Annotated in this window: 12 protein-coding genes; 8 read left to right on the top strand and 4 right to left on the bottom strand. The window is 61.1% G+C overall.

What is annotated here, in order from left to right; translation table 11 throughout:
• Positions 1-398 precede the first annotated feature (398 nt).
• On the bottom strand, positions 399-1127 hold the full coding sequence (locus MUN73_RS16595; RefSeq protein WP_250141625.1) for a polysaccharide lyase: 729 nt from the start codon (positions 1125-1127) through the stop codon (positions 399-401).
• Positions 1128-1261: 134 nt separating this feature from the next.
• Positions 1262-2254, bottom strand: coding sequence for a PseG/SpsG family protein (locus tag MUN73_RS16590; RefSeq protein WP_250141624.1), 993 nt, complete (start codon positions 2252-2254; stop codon positions 1262-1264).
• Between the two features lie 186 nt (positions 2255-2440).
• Between MUN73_RS16590 and MUN73_RS16585 the strand changes: the two genes are divergently transcribed.
• Entirely contained in the window at positions 2441-3583 is a 1143-nt protein-coding gene (locus MUN73_RS16585; RefSeq protein ID WP_250141623.1) for a DegT/DnrJ/EryC1/StrS family aminotransferase, read from the top strand.
• A 187-nt stretch (positions 3584-3770) separates the two neighbouring features.
• The gene (locus tag MUN73_RS16580; RefSeq protein WP_250141622.1) at positions 3771-5192 is read left to right on the top strand and encodes an NAD-dependent epimerase/dehydratase family protein; all 1422 of its coding nucleotides are present in this window, start codon (positions 3771-3773) and stop codon (positions 5190-5192) included.
• Positions 5193-5256: 64 nt separating this feature from the next.
• Here the strand turns inward: MUN73_RS16580 and MUN73_RS16575 are convergent, their stop codons facing one another.
• A complete protein-coding gene (locus MUN73_RS16575) occupies positions 5257-5910 on the bottom strand; it encodes a pseudaminic acid biosynthesis-associated methylase (RefSeq protein WP_250141621.1) in 654 nt (217 codons plus the stop codon).
• A gap of 111 nt (positions 5911-6021) precedes the next feature.
• On the opposite strand from MUN73_RS16575, the gene MUN73_RS16570 reads away from it, so the two are divergent.
• The 3 genes from MUN73_RS16570 to MUN73_RS16560 all read left to right on the top strand — a co-directional run bounded on the left by MUN73_RS16570 (position 6022) and on the right by MUN73_RS16560 (position 9280).
• Entirely contained in the window at positions 6022-7410 is a 1389-nt protein-coding gene (locus MUN73_RS16570) for a DUF4910 domain-containing protein (protein ID WP_250141620.1), read from the top strand.
• A gap of 522 nt (positions 7411-7932) precedes the next feature.
• Positions 7933-8949, top strand: a complete 1017-nt coding sequence (locus MUN73_RS16565; RefSeq protein ID WP_250141619.1) for a glycosyltransferase family 2 protein — start codon at positions 7933-7935, stop codon at positions 8947-8949.
• Positions 8950-9001: 52 nt separating this feature from the next.
• Positions 9002-9280, top strand: coding sequence for a DUF8044 family membrane protein (locus MUN73_RS16560; protein ID WP_250141618.1), 279 nt, complete (start codon positions 9002-9004; stop codon positions 9278-9280).
• Positions 9281-9478: 198 nt separating this feature from the next.
• Here the strand turns inward: MUN73_RS16560 and MUN73_RS16555 are convergent, their stop codons facing one another.
• On the bottom strand, positions 9479-10393 hold the full coding sequence (locus MUN73_RS16555; protein WP_465261001.1) for a DUF7982 domain-containing protein: 915 nt from the start codon (positions 10391-10393) through the stop codon (positions 9479-9481).
• A 477-nt stretch (positions 10394-10870) separates the two neighbouring features.
• Here MUN73_RS16555 and MUN73_RS16550 point away from each other — a divergent pair, with 477 nt between their 5' ends.
• The 3 genes from MUN73_RS16550 to glmS all read left to right on the top strand — a co-directional run bounded on the left by MUN73_RS16550 (position 10871) and on the right by glmS (position 15712).
• Positions 10871-11869, top strand: a complete 999-nt coding sequence (locus MUN73_RS16550) for a DUF1616 domain-containing protein (RefSeq protein ID WP_321575769.1) — start codon at positions 10871-10873, stop codon at positions 11867-11869.
• Positions 11870-12731: 862 nt separating this feature from the next.
• Positions 12732-13916, top strand: coding sequence for a sugar phosphate nucleotidyltransferase (locus MUN73_RS16545; protein ID WP_250141615.1), 1185 nt, complete (start codon positions 12732-12734; stop codon positions 13914-13916).
• Positions 13916-15712, top strand: coding sequence for a glutamine--fructose-6-phosphate transaminase (isomerizing) (gene glmS, locus MUN73_RS16540; RefSeq protein ID WP_250141614.1), 1797 nt, complete (start codon positions 13916-13918; stop codon positions 15710-15712). The genes MUN73_RS16545 and glmS overlap by 1 nt, the downstream gene beginning before the upstream one ends.
• Positions 15713-15878: the final 166 nt, after the last annotated feature.

The raw sequence follows: 15878 nt of genomic DNA, 5'->3' as shown, positions 1-15878 counted from the left end.
ACTATGAGGGGAAATATCCAGGTATGCTCGAGAGGAGACAGTGTAGTGTCCGTTCCTGACCAGCATCGCCTCGTGGATCGGCGCGACGAGCCTCGAGGTGTCGATGTCGAGTACCATCCGAGAGCGCGAGACAATCGGTGTCGAACGTTCCGGAAAACCCATTCGAAATCTGCCCCACGAGCGTGATCTCCAGACTATCGACGTGACGAGTCCGAATCACGTTTCGTGATCGAGACGGTCGGTGTTTACTTCACTGCGTTTCCGGGCGACGAAATGCGGGTGACGAGAGAAGTACCGTGACGACGTTACACCCTCCCGGAGAGGTTTCTCGTCACGGCGCCGACGTCGGCCGGTGCGAGGCCACCGCGGATCCGCAGCCACGACCTCTGCGCTGCGGCTTATTTTTCCGGCAATTCCTCGTCCTGAAGATACACGTTATCGATGTAGAGAGACATGTCCTGCGGTGCCGGTTCGCTGCCGCCGTGGTAGAAGTGCGCCCACCACTCTTCGATTTTCAGGTCCGCCGTATCCCGCCATCGCCAGTCCTCGCTCGTGTGGACGTGCTCTTTGTCGACCCAGCCCCGGAGGATTCCGTCGTGCTCACCGGGCGTATTCAGCTCGATGTACTGGTCGATCACGTACCAGTTCCCGGGTTCGAGGGCGGTGTCCCACACCGCGTGCGTCCCGAACGCGTCCATGTCGGCGTGATAAACGTAGTTCCCGATCGGAACGTTCCCGTTTTCGTCCGGCGGATAGAAGCTCCCGCGCGCGGACCAGCCGTTCGTCCCGTTCGACCGTCGTCCGGCCGACCCCGCGTTCCCGTAGGTCCCCGCGAATCCGGGGAGTTTCCCGTTGTACGACGGCTGGAACGACTCGTCGAGGTAGAGCCAGTACGTCGCGTACATCGACTCGGGTTCGACCCCCTGCTCCGCCGGGAACGAGTACCGGAGGCTTCCGGCGTCGTGGCCACCCCCCGGGAAGTGTACTTTACACGCCGTCCCGTTCTGCCTGGAACCGGGGGCCGTGACGATCTCGAGCGCCTCGTCCTGCCCCCGCGTCGTGAACGCGTCGAGGGAGTCGGCGTCGTCGAACGTAATGTAGGTCATGGTCTCGCTGCTGTCGGTCACGACCTGGCGATTATCAATCTTCCGTTGCCCAACACCGTGTAAATATAGGTGAACGTAGCGCAAAATGGATAGTCCGGACTTCCCACTGCTCGCCTGCCCCGGCAGGACGACCCTGGGGAGAGGGCGTCGGATCGTCACTCGAGCGACTCCACGCCATCGGCGACGGCACTGGTACCGTCGACGCCGATGATCTGACGTCCCCTGTCGAAGAACGATCGACGGAGCGTGCGGTCCTGAACCAACGTCGCTACGGCAGACGCGAGTTCGGTCCCGCTGGCGTCCTCGTCGAGTACGAGTGCTGCGTTTCGATCGCGCAGCGCGCGCACTTTCGGCCGTTGGTCCGGTGCCTGCGGGAATCCGACGAACGGCGTCTTCAGCGCGAGGAGTTCGTACGTGGTCAGGCCGAGTGCGGTCACCGCGAGATCGGCACGGAACATTCGTTCCGCGAGATCCGACGGGTTTTCAACCACGTCGAACGATGCGTCCGTTTCTGCCACAGCCTCGTCGATGGCCGCCCGGTTTTGAAAGCCTGGGCCGACGATTACGTCGACGCTGAGCTCGGTCCCGTCGAAGGCTCGAACGGCCGAGGGTGTCGTTCCCGCGACGTCGCTTCCGCCCATCGTGATCAGCGCTTGCCGGGGCGGCGCACGCCAGGTCGGCTCTCGCCGGGCGTACCTTCGAAGTTCGGGGCTCAACATAAAGTACTCGCCGCCGACGCACCAGTCCGGCTCCGACCCCTCCCAGGCGTAGTCGGTTTCGCTCGCGTAGATGTGGCCGTTCACGACGAGGTCACACCGAACCGTCCCGCCGGTGTCGTCGAGGACGAGCGCGAGCGGGAACTCGCGGGAAAGCGTTCGCTGGTCGGGAAGCGGGACCCGTCCCTGATCCACCGTCAGCGCATCGATGCCGCGGTCGCGTGCCGTCTCGACGACTGCGGCGGCAGTGTCGGCCGGGAGCGAGGCGATCTCGATGCCGTCAGGACAGACGCGTCTCACGTGTTCGGGCGTTCGCGTCAGGTAGGTCGCCTCGTGCCCGCGATCGACGAGTTCTCGAGCGAGCGTTCGCGTCCTGACGAGATGACCGAATCCGCGTGTCGGTCCCCCGTCGGCACGGATCCCGATGTGCATTCGCCGGAACTGCAACGGTGGCACTGAAATAAGTTTCACACTGCACGAGGCGGAACGGCGTCGGGAGCCGGGATTTCGGCCCGGTAATTGCATTTTGAACGCCTCGAACCGTGGAAAATTATAAACGAATGAGCGGCGGGAGGAGGGGTATGTTCGTACGGCCGAGCGCGAGCGGGGGCGAACCCGATGAGTGACGATCGAATCCCGTTGTTCGAAATCGCGTGGGACGAGACGGACGTCGAGTACGCGACCGATTCGATCACCCGCGGCAGCCACTGGGCGAAAGGACCGTACGTCTCGCTGTTCGAGGAAAAACTCGTCGACTATACTGGGGCGGCGCACGCGGTAGTCGTCAATTCGGGGACGACGGCGCTCGTCGCGGCCCTCCGTGCGCACGGGATCGGTCCGGGTGACGAGGTGATCGTCCCCGGGTTCACGTTCGTCGCGACCGCGAACGCGGTCGACCTCGTCGGCGCGACGGCGGCGTTCGCGGATATCGAGCGCGACACGTACGGACTGGATCCCGCCTCGGTTCGGGAGGCGATCACCGATCGAACCGCGGCCATCGTCCCGGTCCATCCCTACGGAAGCGCGTGTCGGATCGACGAACTCGTCGCGATCGGCGACGAGTTCGACGTGGCGGTGATCGAGGACGCGGCGGAAGCCCTCGGGGCCGACCTGGACGGGCGGGCCGTCGGAACCTTCGGCGACTCGACGGCGCTCAGTTTCTGCCAGAACAAGGTCGTCGCGACCGGCGAGGGCGGCGCCGTGCTCACCAACGACGAGACGCTCGCGGAAAACGTCCGGCAGTACCGTTCGCACGGCCGTCTCTCCGGAGACTACTTCGAATCGGCGGACAGCGGGACCTACGGGGCTGTCGGGACCAACTACCGGATGCCGGACGTCGTGGCGGCGATCGGATGTGCCCAGATCGAGAAGGTCGAGGAGTTGATCGACGGCCGGCGGCGCGCGGCGAGACGGATGACGGACGCGTTCGAGTCTCTCTCCCGGGTGACCCCGCACCGGGGGACGGATCGGGGGCGGCACGTCTACCAGTTGTACACGGTCACGCTCGGAGACGACGTGGATCGATCGACCGTCGTCACTGCTCTCGACGAGCGCGATATCTCGTCCAAGATCTACTGGGACCCGCCGGTACACCTGCTCGACCACTATCGAGACGGCGACGGGACCGATCGAGGTCAGTTACCCGTTACCGAGGACGTGGCCTCGCGGGTTCTCTCGTTGCCGATTCATCCGAACCTTTCGGTCGATGAAACGGAGAGAATCGTAGCGGGCGTCCGGGAGGCCGTCGACAGTCAACCCTGAACTGAATCGACGGCTACGGAACGAGGCGACCGGTTCGAATCTCCACCGAGTTTTACCGCTACGGCTCGATCGCGCCCCGTTCTGTACCCTCCAAATAACGATTTCCGCTTCAGGCGGTAGATGGCCCAGCGACGCACGCCCAGGCGCGTTGCGTTACGAGAGACATTATGACAGAGCGAGAGACATTATGACAGTCGAAAATACAGACGAAATCATCGTCTCGGCAGCGACCGCGTTGACCGAAACGATGCAGACGATCGACAAGAGCGGGGCGGGACTCGTCGCCGTCGTCGACGACGACGGGCGGTTCCGGGGAATCGCCACTGACGGCGACATTCGGCGCGGTATCCTCGACGGAATCGACATCGACGCACCGGTCCGCGAAGTAATCAACGAGGATCCGCTCGTGCTCAGGACGAGCGACGGAGCGGAAGCGCTCTCCGATCAACTCTCCGCAGAAGACGTTCAGCGGCGAACGTCCGTTCACGAGGTGTTGATGATTCCGGTACTCGACGAGAACGATCGGATCGTCGAACTGGAGTACGTGAACAGGGAGGGACGCGTACTCACCAACCGAACTGCGGCAGACCCCACCAGAAACGTCCAGACCGTTCTGGTGATCGGTGGCGCAGGCTACATCGGATCCGTGCTCTCCCGCCGGTTACTCGAGGCGGGCTACGAAGTACGCGTCCTCGACTCGTTGCTCTACGGACGACACGGAATCGAAGCCCTCCTCGACCACGATCGGTTCACGCTCATCGAAGGTGACATGCGGACGATCGACACGGTCGTCGAGGGGATTCGCGGTGCCGATGCCGTCGTCCACCTGGGTGCACTGGTCGGCGACCCCGCATCGAGCATCGATTCGCAGAAGACGCTCGAGATGAACTATCACGCCGTCACGCTGGCGGCGAGTATCTGCAAGTACCACCAGGTGAATCGGTTCATCTTCGCGTCGACCTGCAGCGTCTACGGGCGGGACGAGAACGACGACCTGCTGACGGAAGCGTCCGCGCTGAATCCCGTCTCGCTGTACGCGAAGACGAAGATCGAGTCCGAACAGGCCCTACTCGAGATGGCGGATGCGAACTTCTCGCCGACGATACTCAGGATGGCGACGATCTACGGCCTGTCACCGCGAATGCGGTTCGACCTCGTCGTCAACATTCTCACGGCGAAAGCCCACGAAACGGGCGACGTTCCCGTCTTCGGGGGCAACCAGTTCCGCCCCAACGTCCACGTCGCCGACGCCGCAGGAGCGTTCATCGACTGTCTCGAGGCGCCGATCAACGATGTCTCGAGCGAGGTGTTCAATGTCGGTTCGACCGAACAAAACTACCGTATCGCCGAGGTCGGTGAGATGATCGCCGAGTGTTTTCCCGAGGCGTCGATCGAGTGGCATCCGGAAAACGAAGACGAACGGAGCTATCGCGTCGACTTCTCGAAGATCGAATCGACCCTCGACTACGACGTCGAGCGAACGATTCCGGACGGCTGTCGGGAGATCAAGGAAGCGCTCGAGGAAAGCCGGTTCTCCGATTACACCGATCCCAGGTACAGTAACTACAAGACGCTGGAATCGGATCGGCATCCGTTTCCGTCGACGTGACCGTGACGGGGAACGCCTGTCAGCGAGCGCCGAACCAGAACGGTGCGCGTGGGCCACTACGGGGTTACGTGGCGTCCCGTTTCCGAAGGAGAAACGCCCCGTCGAGGTCGTCGTTCTCGCGATATTCGATGACCTCCGCGTCGACCAGTTCGAGGTCGTGGTTCTCGAGATATCGCTCGCAGAAGTCGGTCTTCCACAGCAGGTCGTCCTCACCGCGCCACTCGATCTCGGTGTACTCGTCGGCGTGGAACTCGAGTCCCCAGATCCACTCGTTCGAACAGCGAACGATCTCGGCCATGACACGATCGATTTTCGCTGGCGGGACAGTAATCAGCGTCTCGTTCGTGAACACGAGGTCGAACTGGCCATCACGAAACGGGAGCGCCGTTGCGGTCGCCTCGATCGGAGACAGCGCCGGTCGATCACGTTGCGCGCGCTCGAGCGCCCACCGGTGGAAGTCCACGCCGAAGAGATCCTCGAAGCCGAGCCTCGAGAGGATCTCTAGCTGGATGCCCGTCGCACAGCCGACTTCGAGGACGTCGCTTTCCCGATCGATATCCGCCACGAAGCGGCGCATGACTTCGGACTGGGTCTCTCCCGGCCCCCACTGCTCGGTCCGGAGGTCGTCGAACCCGTCGACGGTCGTCGGGTGGCGCTCCCAGTACCGTCGACCGAACTCGCCGTTCCAGTACCGGTACTGTTTCGATCGATTAGTCATGCCACACTCCGACGACACCGAACACGCACATAACGTGCTAGGTCGGGGCCAGAAATATCCCGAACCGCGTGACAAACGCTCGGACCGCGATCCGCCCGACGAGACCGATCTATGACCGGACACAGCACCGACCGAGAGCAACGCCGGATAACCGACGAAGAAGCGTTCCTCGAGGAGCGCTTCGACGAACTGTTCCCTATCTGTCGGAGCATCACCGGGCCGGGACTTCGCGAGAGTCTCGATCGGCTCTCTGAGTGGATCCCGCTCGAGATCGAAGGCGTCTCGTCCGGAACGGAGGTCTTCGACTGGACGGTTCCACAGGAGTGGCGCATCGACGAGGCGAAACTCGTCGGCCCCGACGGGGAGGTGTACGCGGACTTCGACGAGACGAATCTCGCCGTGCTCAACTACTCGAAACCGATCGATCGGCGACTCTCCCTCGACGAACTTCGGCCGCACCTGTACTCGCTGCCGGACCTCCCGGAGGCGACGCCGTACGTGACGAGCTACTACGAACGGAACTGGGGCTTCTGTCTGCCTCACGAAACAGTGGAATCGCTACCCGAGGGCGAGTATCACGCCTACGTCGACAGCGAATTCGTCGACGGCGAACTGAACTACGGACACGCGGTCCTCCCCGGCGAGAGTGATCAGGAAGTGTTGCTCAGCTCGTACCTCTGCCATCCCTCGCTGGCCAACAACGAACTGAGCGGGCCGCTCGTCATGGCACTCCTGTACGATCGGCTCGCCGCGTGGGACGAGCGGCGGTTCAGCTACCGGTTCGTCCTCTGCCCGGAAACGATCGGGAGCATCAGTTACCTCTCGCGGTACGGCGATCATCTCACCGACGCACTCCGCGGCGGACTGGTACTGACCTGTCTAGGCGGGCCGGAGCCGAGACTTCGCTACAAGAAGAGTCGGCGAGAAACCGCCCTGCTCGATTCGACTGTCGAACATCTCGACGAATACGGGGACGCGTCGTTCGAGATACACCCCTTCGATCCGTCGTCGGGATCCGACGAGCGCCAGTACTGTTCGCCCGGATTCGACCTCCCGGTCGGACAGATGGCGCGAACGGTCTATCGCGAGTACGAGGGCTACCACAACTCGCTCGATACGAAAGCGTTCATGGGTATCGATCCGCTCGTCGAGAGCGCGGACCGGATCGAGCGCGTCCTCCGAACGTTCGAAGTCGCCGGCTATTACGAAAATCAGTATCCGTACGGGGAACCGATGCTCGGCAAGCGCGACCTCTATCCCGACGTCAGTAGTTACGGCGAGTGGGCCGACTCCACGTCGGAGTTCGTCGGCCAGGAACTGTCGATACTGAACTACAGCGACGGGACGCACTCGATGCTCGAAATCGCCGAACGGAACGATCGTTCCGTTCGAGAACTGGTGCCTGTAATCGAGTTACTCCGCAAAAAAGGCGTTCTCGAACGCCTGCCCGAGACGGAACCTCCGTCGACGGCCGAATACGGATCACCGACCGACGAGTAACGACGAGACCAGCGTCCGAAAGGCGACGACGCCGATCGGTAGTCGCGTTTCTCGCTCAGCCGATCGACGCGCGAATTAATCAGGAAGATTGTAGCCGCCGGGCGTGGGTACCGCCACTATCGCCGCCGAGAGCGAGGGTCACTCTTGTCGAGGCGTCAGAAACGACGACGCGCTGACCCTCTGAAAGCGGGGCCGCTCTCTCAGCCACAGCGACTGCGGAACCGCGGCCGCGAGAGAAAATTCGTTTGGCCCCGAAGCGGTCCCTCCCGACACCAGTTGTCGACGTTGGAGGCGCGGGAGTCACGCTCGGTTCGCGAGACCAAGACACAGTTACCGCCGCCGTACGGGGCGCCAGTCGACGGCTATCTCACCTATCGAAATCAGAGATATCGTAATTGTAATCCGTGTCGTGTAACGATAGCGGTCGTTTTTATGCGGGGTCGTGAATCGGCCTAAAAGGATGGGGAGCGGCACTGGAATCGCTTGCTATCGGATCACCGTGACACGCTCTCGAACCGAACGATGAGTGACGACGTACCGATACCCGGACCCGTTCCGGACGTAGCTGGCGGATCATTCAGTCTCGACGACCTGGCAGCGTTCGCTCCGAATTCGAGCGGCGACGAGAGGATTCTCGTCGGCATTCCCGCGTACAACGAGGAGACCACCATCGGAAGCGTAACGCTCGCAGCACGTCGGTACGCCGATGACGTGGTCGTCGCCGACGATGGTAGCACGGACCGCACCGCTGAGATCGCGCGAGCCGCGGGAGCGCTGGTGTTACGTCACCCGAAAAACAGGGGGAAAGGACGGGCGGTCAGAACCTTGCTCCGCTACGCGAAGTCGACGGCCTGTGACGTATTCGTCCTCCTCGACGGCGACGGCCAGCACTCGCCTGCGACCATTCCGGACCTGGTCGAGCCGATCCTCTCCGACGACGCCGATCTGGTGATCGGAAGCCGATACGCGGACCGCGGGACCGGGAAGCAGACCCCACGCTACCGTCGCGCCGGACAACGTACGTTAGATCTCTTGACGTCTCTCTCACTGGGGACCGACCTGACGGATACCCAGAGCGGTTTTCGCGCGCTGTCGACTGAGTCCATCGACGAACTGCAACTGGAATCCGACGGCTACAGGGTCGAAAGCGAAATGATCAACGTGGCGTCTCGACGAGGACTCAGGATAGCGGAAATACCAGTATTCGCCCGATACAGCGGTGAAAACGATCACTCGCTGGACCCGGTTCGTCACGGAATCTCCGTGGTGACCTACCTCCTCGAGATTCTCCGGAACGATCGGCCGGTGCTGTTCTACGGATTCCCCGCGATGTTGCTCGCCGGGTTCGCCCTCCTGTACAGGGTTCTCTGCGGCGGAACGGACGCGACGTCAGACGAAACGGGTAGAAACGCTTCCCTGCGGTGGCGGAACCGCGGCGCCAGCCTCCAGCGCCACCTGCAACGGGGCAGATCGATTTCGGCCGTCGGAAGCGGGCGCCGATCTACCCGTCACTCGAATCGTCGGGAACGACATGAGTAAGCGTTCTACCGGGTCAAAGATTTACGTCGGTACACCGCGTGACAACGTCTCGATGGCAACCCGACTTCGGATGTGGTTCGCGTGGGGGGTCCTCGCGTGGCTAGTAGCGACGGTGCTCGTGCTCTCGATCTTGGGATCGTTTTCCTACGGCCTGTTTTTCACGTTCGCTCTGATAGGACTCCTCGTCGTTACGGAACTAACGGCACCGCTCAGTGTGACACCGCGATGGCGAACGCACATCCGCTGGCTCATCGTGCTCGGGTTCGTCGGATTCGTGGTCGTTATCAGCCGCCGCGTGTACGAGATCTTGCCCCCAGAACTCCTGCCGTGAGCCCGCAGTTCGGCTCTGGAGCAGGAAATCGAATCGTATCCGGTTCGTCGTTTTTGCGCGAGACGAGACACCGTCAGCCGTCACTCCGTGTACTAGTGGGCAAACCCGACAAATTCCGTCTCGAAACGCGACTGGGGGATCTCTACCTGTCGTTCTTGTAGCCTCGACGGATCGATACGGATGCCGGCAACGTAACGATCAGTCATCCGTGCGACCGCTAGATTCACCGTCAGGATTCCAGCGGTAGCTACCTAGCCATTTCGTTTCGTCCTCCCTCGTGATCCCGTCGAAGATCACCGGACGGTCGAGTCCGGTGGCGAGTCCAACCCCGAAAAAGGAAACGACGGGGTGATCGAAGCGACTGACGTCGCCGAAGACGCTGTCGGAGATTCTGATCGTCGCACGGCCCTCCGTCGGGCTGACGTCCGGTTCGACGGCACCGGCGAGCTCGAGTCCGTTGACGAGACCGTCCGCAAGCTGGACGGCGATCGGCTGCGCGGCGGTCGAGAGATCGGGCCTGAGCATCCGTTCGAACTCCCGGAAAAGGCCGTCACCCGTTGGTTCTAAGATCACGCCTTGCAGGCCCGTCTCGACGTCGGGTGACCCGATCGATCCCGTGGGAGCGACGGCGAGTGACTCGATTGAATCTGTGCGAAGGTCATAGTCGGCCTGTTGGGGAACGAAGAGACGAGCGGCGTTCGGTTCGTCCGCCGGAACGTAAATTCGGTCGGCACTCAGTTCCAGTTCGTCGACGAAGGTCTGTTCGTTCGCCGCAGCAGCGCCATAGATCCGGTCGCTGACGGGGGCGTCGACGAACCGGCCGGTCGTGAAAGCGTACACGAGCAGACCACCGAACAGCCCGGTTGCTGAGAGTGCGAACAGTACCTCACGAGCATCGGGGAACACGATCCCGCCCGCTGCGGCGATAATCCCGAGAGCACCCAGTCCGAGTGCCGCGAGACGAGACGAACGGGGACGGTTGCTACGAAAGCGCGCTTCTCGCTTCTCACCGAATGCGGATCGTTCTTCGCTCCTTTGTCGTTCGTCGGGGTGCTGAGCAGCCACGTCGGCATCGGTGTTGACTGCGTCGCTTTCTACGCTGTTTCCAGTCATTCGTTCGAACCCCCGGAACTTGCCGTCAGTTCGGCTATCGTGACGACGGCGTTCGAATCAGAATCGGGCGGACGTATTCTAGGGAGACGTCGTCGGCCGAAATTCTCCGGGAGGGGAGGTTCCTGTGACTGGCCCATATGTCTCTGCCCCTACATCGATGATACGTTTGAAACCAGTGGTCGCAAGAGATCATTACCACCCATTCATAATGGCGACATCCCATCGATAATACGGTGTTGTATCCGGTCGCTGTCGGTGTGTCATCGAATCGTGACTGTGATCTCGAAGCGCCAGTACCGACGCGGAACTCTCATCGTACGCCGCCGTGCTCGCTCTTTCAGCCCGCGAGACTGTATCGTGTACCAACCATCCAGCTTTTACTATCGGCAATGGTACGGAATTGCGATGCCCGGCGACCGTTCGCGCAGGTTGGACCGTCCGCAGTCGATCGACTCGTTTCCAGCAGATCTGGGCGCGGTGATCGGAGCGACGGTACTGGTCAACGTCGCCATCTTCGCTCCCGGTCTCCGGGAGACGTTCCTTCGGGTTCCGCTCGGACTCGGGTTTCTCCTCTTCGTTCCCGGATACGTCATCCTCGCCGCGCTGTTTCCCCGGCGCGGCGAGTCACCTCGACGCGACGCGCTCGAACGGGGGTCCGGCGATTCCGCGTTCTGGGCAGTTCCCTGGCGATCGAGAATCGACGGAGTCGAACGAGGGGTACTCTCGTTCGGCCTCAGTATCGCGATCGTTCCGGTAATCTCGATCACGTTGAACCTGACCCGGTGGGGAGTTCGGCTGATCCCGATCACGGTCGCTCTCAGCGCCGTGACGCTGCTTTTCGTCGCCGTCGCCGCGATTCGTCGGATGAGCGTTCCCGAAGATGAACGGTTTCGCGTTCCGTTTCGCGAGTGGGTTGCGATCGGGCGTTCCGAATCACTCGAACCCGACACACGGGCTGACGCTGCGCTGAACGTGGTTCTCGCGCTGTCCCTGCTCGTCACGATGGCGAGCGTCGGCTACGCAATAACCGTCCCTCCAGCGGGAGAGGAGTTCTCCGCAATCTACCTCCTGACGGAGGACGGCGACGAACTGATCGCCGACGAGTATCCGACCGAGTTCGAACGGAACGAGAGTCGGGAAATCGTTCTTGGAATCGACAATCACGAGGAACGAACGGTAAACTACACCGTCATCCTCGCAGAACAGACTGTGGCGGTTGACGACGGTGATACGTCGGTCACTGAGCAACGAGAACTCGACCGATTCGAGACACAGGTCATCCACGGCGAGACGTGGCTACACGAGCACGAACTCGAACCGACGATGACGGGTGACGACGTTCGGATCGTCTGGTTGCTGTATCTCGACGACGTTCCGGACGACCCGTCAACGGAAAACGCAGACTATTACGTCCACCTCTGGATCGAGATCAACGACAGTGAAACCGACAACTCGACGCTCGCTCTCACCGAATGACCGGTCTGACATCGGACAGGAACTAGATTCGATCCGGCGCGGACGGAGCGATAGAACGTGAGCGTATCGAGACTGTCTCGCCGAACGTTTCGACGGTACGACGTGTGCCGGTCTCCCCTCTCGACAGGAAGCGTGGCAGAGAGGGAGTACTAGAGCCGAGGAAGGTATCGAGAGCCGAGGAAGGTATCGAGAGCCGAGGAAGGTATCGAACTCGTTTTCGATTCGATCGGCCGCTTGGCGGCGTGACGACACTTCGAGTCGACGGCGCTCGGTATCTTCGCCTTGACGGCGATAGGAATAGAGGATTGAACTGGAGTAATCTGACACGTCTCTTGACCGCAGTAGCAGTAATCCGCTCCGATAGACGCGATTGCCGAGCCCAGAACTGGCGGCGAAATCGAGTCGATATTGGGCGGTTGCAAGTCGCCTGGCAGTGCCGAAAACGTCTGTTTTCACCTCGTTCGTTACCGGAAACCGTACTGTTCTCGACGGTTGAAACAGTCAACTGAACGAACGCACACATTCGGTAATCATGATGCGCTATCGAGATGATGTTCGAAGGTCATTCAGCAATTGCTACCCGAACACGCCCGGACAGAATTTCGAGAGCATCGGACTCGCTCTGGAGCGATGGGCACTGTAAATCAAGGAATATCGGGCTAAAACAGCGGTTTTTAGCGGCCCGGATTCGAACCCGGACTCGAAAATCCGCGGGCGGCCGCTACCGTACGTAATCTGTTGCCGTTCAAGACACTATTTCCACGACCGCAGTGATGACAACTAACATGTTCGTTTTTTATTTGTCATTGAATGTGTGATACTGTCGGTGACTCAAAAGGGTACCTCTCCGATGAGAATATCTATGTCCGACTACCCCGCTATCGTCCTAGCCGCTGGAGAGGGAACGCGTCTCCGTCCACTCACCCGGAATCGCCCAAAGCCGATGCTACCCGTAGCGACGAAACCGATCCTTGAGCACGTTTTCGACCAACTCCTCGACGCCGGCATCACAGAATTCGTCGTGGTAGTCGGGTACCGGCACGAGCGTATTCAGTCATACTTCGGCCCCAGGTATCGAAATGCGCCGATCACGTACGTCACACAGGAGAAACAACTCGGAACTGGCCACGCGCTGCTCGCAGCGGAATCCGTCGTCGAAGGGACCGCTCTCGTTATCAACGGCGACCAGGTCGTCGATAGTCGAATTATTCGAGACGTGCTGACGACGCACGAGTCCGGCGCCGCCGCGACGATCGCGCTCTTGCAACGATCGAACGTGGACGAATACGGCGGCGTCCGTATCGAAGACGGGCAGGTAACGCGTATCGTAGAAAACCCTCGTGACGACGAGATCTATCACCTCAACGCTGGCGTATACGCTTTCGAGGAATTAGCCTTCGATGCTGTCCGAGACGCTGAGCCGCGAGCGGGCGAACACCTCCTCGTGGACGGATTGTCGGAACTCGTCGACGCGGGACACGACGTGAACGGTGCCGTCTCCGAGGGGATCTGGGTCGACGCGACGTACCCCTGGGATCTACTGGACATCTCGTTCGAGTTGTTCGACACCGGAGTCGTCGAGGGAGATCGACCGACGGACGGTCTCGACGCAGCGACCGTTCACGGGTCCGCGGTCGTCCGCGAGCCAGTCGTCGTCAGTCGGGATTGTACGATCGAACCGGGTGCTGTTGTCGGCCCGTACGTCTGTCTCGATGAGAACGTGACCGTTGGGTCGAACGCCGTCGTCAAACGAAGTGTGATCGACGCGGACTCCCGCATCAAGGACAACGCGACGGTGATCGAGTGTGTCACTGGTACCGGCGTCACAATCGGAGCAGGGTCGACGATTCCCGGTGGCCCCGGCGACGTTCACGTCAAGGACCGCGTCTTCGAAAACGAGAAACTCGGTGCCTTGCTGGCGGATCGCGTCCGGGACGGCGGTGGTGTCACGTACGTTCCCGGCGCAATCGTCGGTGCTGGCTCGGAGTTACAGGCGGGGACGACAGTTCGTGGGACCCTCGCAGCGAAGACGGAGGTGCGTTCCTGATGTGTGGTATCATCGGATATACGGGAACGCGAGCGAATCAAGACGTCGTCGACGTATTGCTGAACGGGCTGTCGGGCCTCGAGTACCGAGGATACGATTCGACCGGGGTTGCGGTTGCAAACTCGTCGATATCGGTGTACAAGCGGGAGGGAGAACTATCCGCACTCGAAGAGACGCTTTCGGATGAGACCCTCGATGGGTTCGCCGGCATCGGCCACACTCGATGGAGCACACACGGCCAACCATCGGATACGAACGCCCATCCGCACACGGACTGTAGTGGCCGTATCGCCGTCGTCCACAACGGAATTATCGAGAACTATCAGGAACTCCGCGAGGCGCTCGGGGCCAACGGCCACCGGTTCGACAGCGAGACCGACACTGAAGTCATTCCCCACCTCATCGAGACGGCACTCGAGCAGGGTGACGACTTCGAGACGGCGTTTCGTCGGGCTGTCGATCGGCTGGACGGGAGTTACGCCGTGGCAGCGATCGGTGCCGAGCGTGAGACAGTGTACGCGACCCGCAACCGGTCTCCATTGGTTCTCGGAATCGGAGACGATGGGAATTACCTGGCAAGCGATGTTCCGGCGTTTCTCGAGTACACGGATAGAGTCGTGTATCTGGAGGACGGTCAGGTCGCTGTGATGGAACAATCGGACATCGAGATAATCAACGAGAACGGGGTTCCCGTCAACATGCCCGTCGAAACGATTTCGTGGGATCCGGAGGACGCCGGGAAAAGCGGCTACGATCATTACATGCTTAAAGAGATTTACGAACAACCGCACGCCATCCGCGAGTGTCTCCGAGGGCGCCCCCAGACGATAGACGAGTCCATAACGATCGACGAACTAGAAGACCTGCCACGACCGGAGCGAATCCACTTCGTGGCCTGCGGGACGTCGTATCACGCATCGATGTATGCGTCGCGCCTATTTCGCGAACGTGGCATCCCTGCAACGGCGTTTTTCGCGAGCGAATACGACGTCGACGCCATTCCAGTCGACGAGGAGACACTAGTCGTCGGCGTTACTCAGAGCGGCGAAACGGCCGATACTCTGGCGGCGCTTCGGGATGCAAAAAAGGTCGGTGCGGGGACGCTGGCGGTGACAAACGTGGTGGGGAGTTCCGCCGCCCGCGAAACCGATCGCGTCATGTACATCCGCGCCGGCCCGGAGATCGGCGTTGCAGCGACGAAGACGTTCGCCTCGCAGCAGGCGGCACTGGCGATGCTATCGAGCGCAATCACGGGATCATGCTCACGCGAGTTCGTCGATGCCCTGCGAGCACTATCGGACCAGATGCAATCCATCCTAGACGACTCGTCCGCGAAGGAAATCGCCGAGGAGTACGTCGATTCGGACGCGTACTTCTTCATCGGTCGCGGCTACAACGCCCCGGTGGCGCTAGAGGGAGCGTTGAAAATGAAAGAAATATCGTACAAACACGCCGAAGGGTTTCCGGCCGGCGAACTGAAACACGGACCCTTGGCGCTCGTGACGGAGCGAACGCCAGTGTTCCCTCTTCTCACCAGCGATGCGAACTACGAGAAGATGATCGGGAACATCAAAGAGGTCGAATCCCGCGGAGCGCCGGTAATCGCAGTCACCGACGCGGAGGAGCGGGTCGAACCTCTCGCTGATCACGTGTTGCGAATCCCGAAGACTGATCGGCGGCTAACGCCGATCCTGATGAACGTACAGTTGCAGCTGGTCTCCTACTGGGTCGCGAACCGACTGGACCGATCGATCGACAAACCCCGGAATCTCGCAAAGAGCGTCACGGTGGAGTGATCGCTTCGACGAATTTAGTCGTAGCCGGTTCGGTCGCAGATTGAGTCGTCCAGATCGGTATCCGAGTACCGGACCTCATCGTCGCCTCTCGCCGTTCACCGAATACCACGGCGGTCAGTCCTCACTTGTACGATTCTCCATGTAGCGATCTGAACGTAGCTCCGTC

Source organism: Halosolutus amylolyticus, assembly GCF_023566055.1.
Classification (GTDB): Archaea; Halobacteriota; Halobacteria; order Halobacteriales; family Natrialbaceae; genus Halosolutus; species Halosolutus amylolyticus.
The sequence above is the reverse complement of the archived record's forward strand: the minus strand, read 5'-3'. Positions and strand labels throughout refer to the sequence as shown.

Bases quoted from the DNA above. Each gene is read 5' to 3' on its own strand.
- MUN73_RS16590 (WP_250141624.1), bottom strand. From the start codon at position 2,254: ATGCACATCGGGATCCGTGCCGACGGGGGACCGACACGCGGATTCGGT.
- MUN73_RS16585 (WP_250141623.1), top strand. From the start codon at position 2,441: ATGAGTGACGATCGAATCCCGTTGTTCGAAATCGCGTGGGACGAGACG.
- MUN73_RS16580 (WP_250141622.1), top strand. From the start codon at position 3,771: ATGACAGTCGAAAATACAGACGAAATCATCGTCTCGGCAGCGACCGCG.
- MUN73_RS16575 (WP_250141621.1), bottom strand. From the start codon at position 5,910: ATGACTAATCGATCGAAACAGTACCGGTACTGGAACGGCGAGTTCGGT.
- MUN73_RS16570 (WP_250141620.1), top strand. From the start codon at position 6,022: ATGACCGGACACAGCACCGACCGAGAGCAACGCCGGATAACCGACGAA.
- MUN73_RS16565 (WP_250141619.1), top strand. From the start codon at position 7,933: ATGAGTGACGACGTACCGATACCCGGACCCGTTCCGGACGTAGCTGGC.
- MUN73_RS16560 (WP_250141618.1), top strand. From the start codon at position 9,002: ATGGCAACCCGACTTCGGATGTGGTTCGCGTGGGGGGTCCTCGCGTGG.
- MUN73_RS16555 (WP_465261001.1), bottom strand. From the start codon at position 10,393: ATGACTGGAAACAGCGTAGAAAGCGACGCAGTCAACACCGATGCCGAC.
- MUN73_RS16545 (WP_250141615.1), top strand. From the start codon at position 12,732: ATGTCCGACTACCCCGCTATCGTCCTAGCCGCTGGAGAGGGAACGCGT.
- glmS (WP_250141614.1), top strand. From the start codon at position 13,916: ATGTGTGGTATCATCGGATATACGGGAACGCGAGCGAATCAAGACGTC.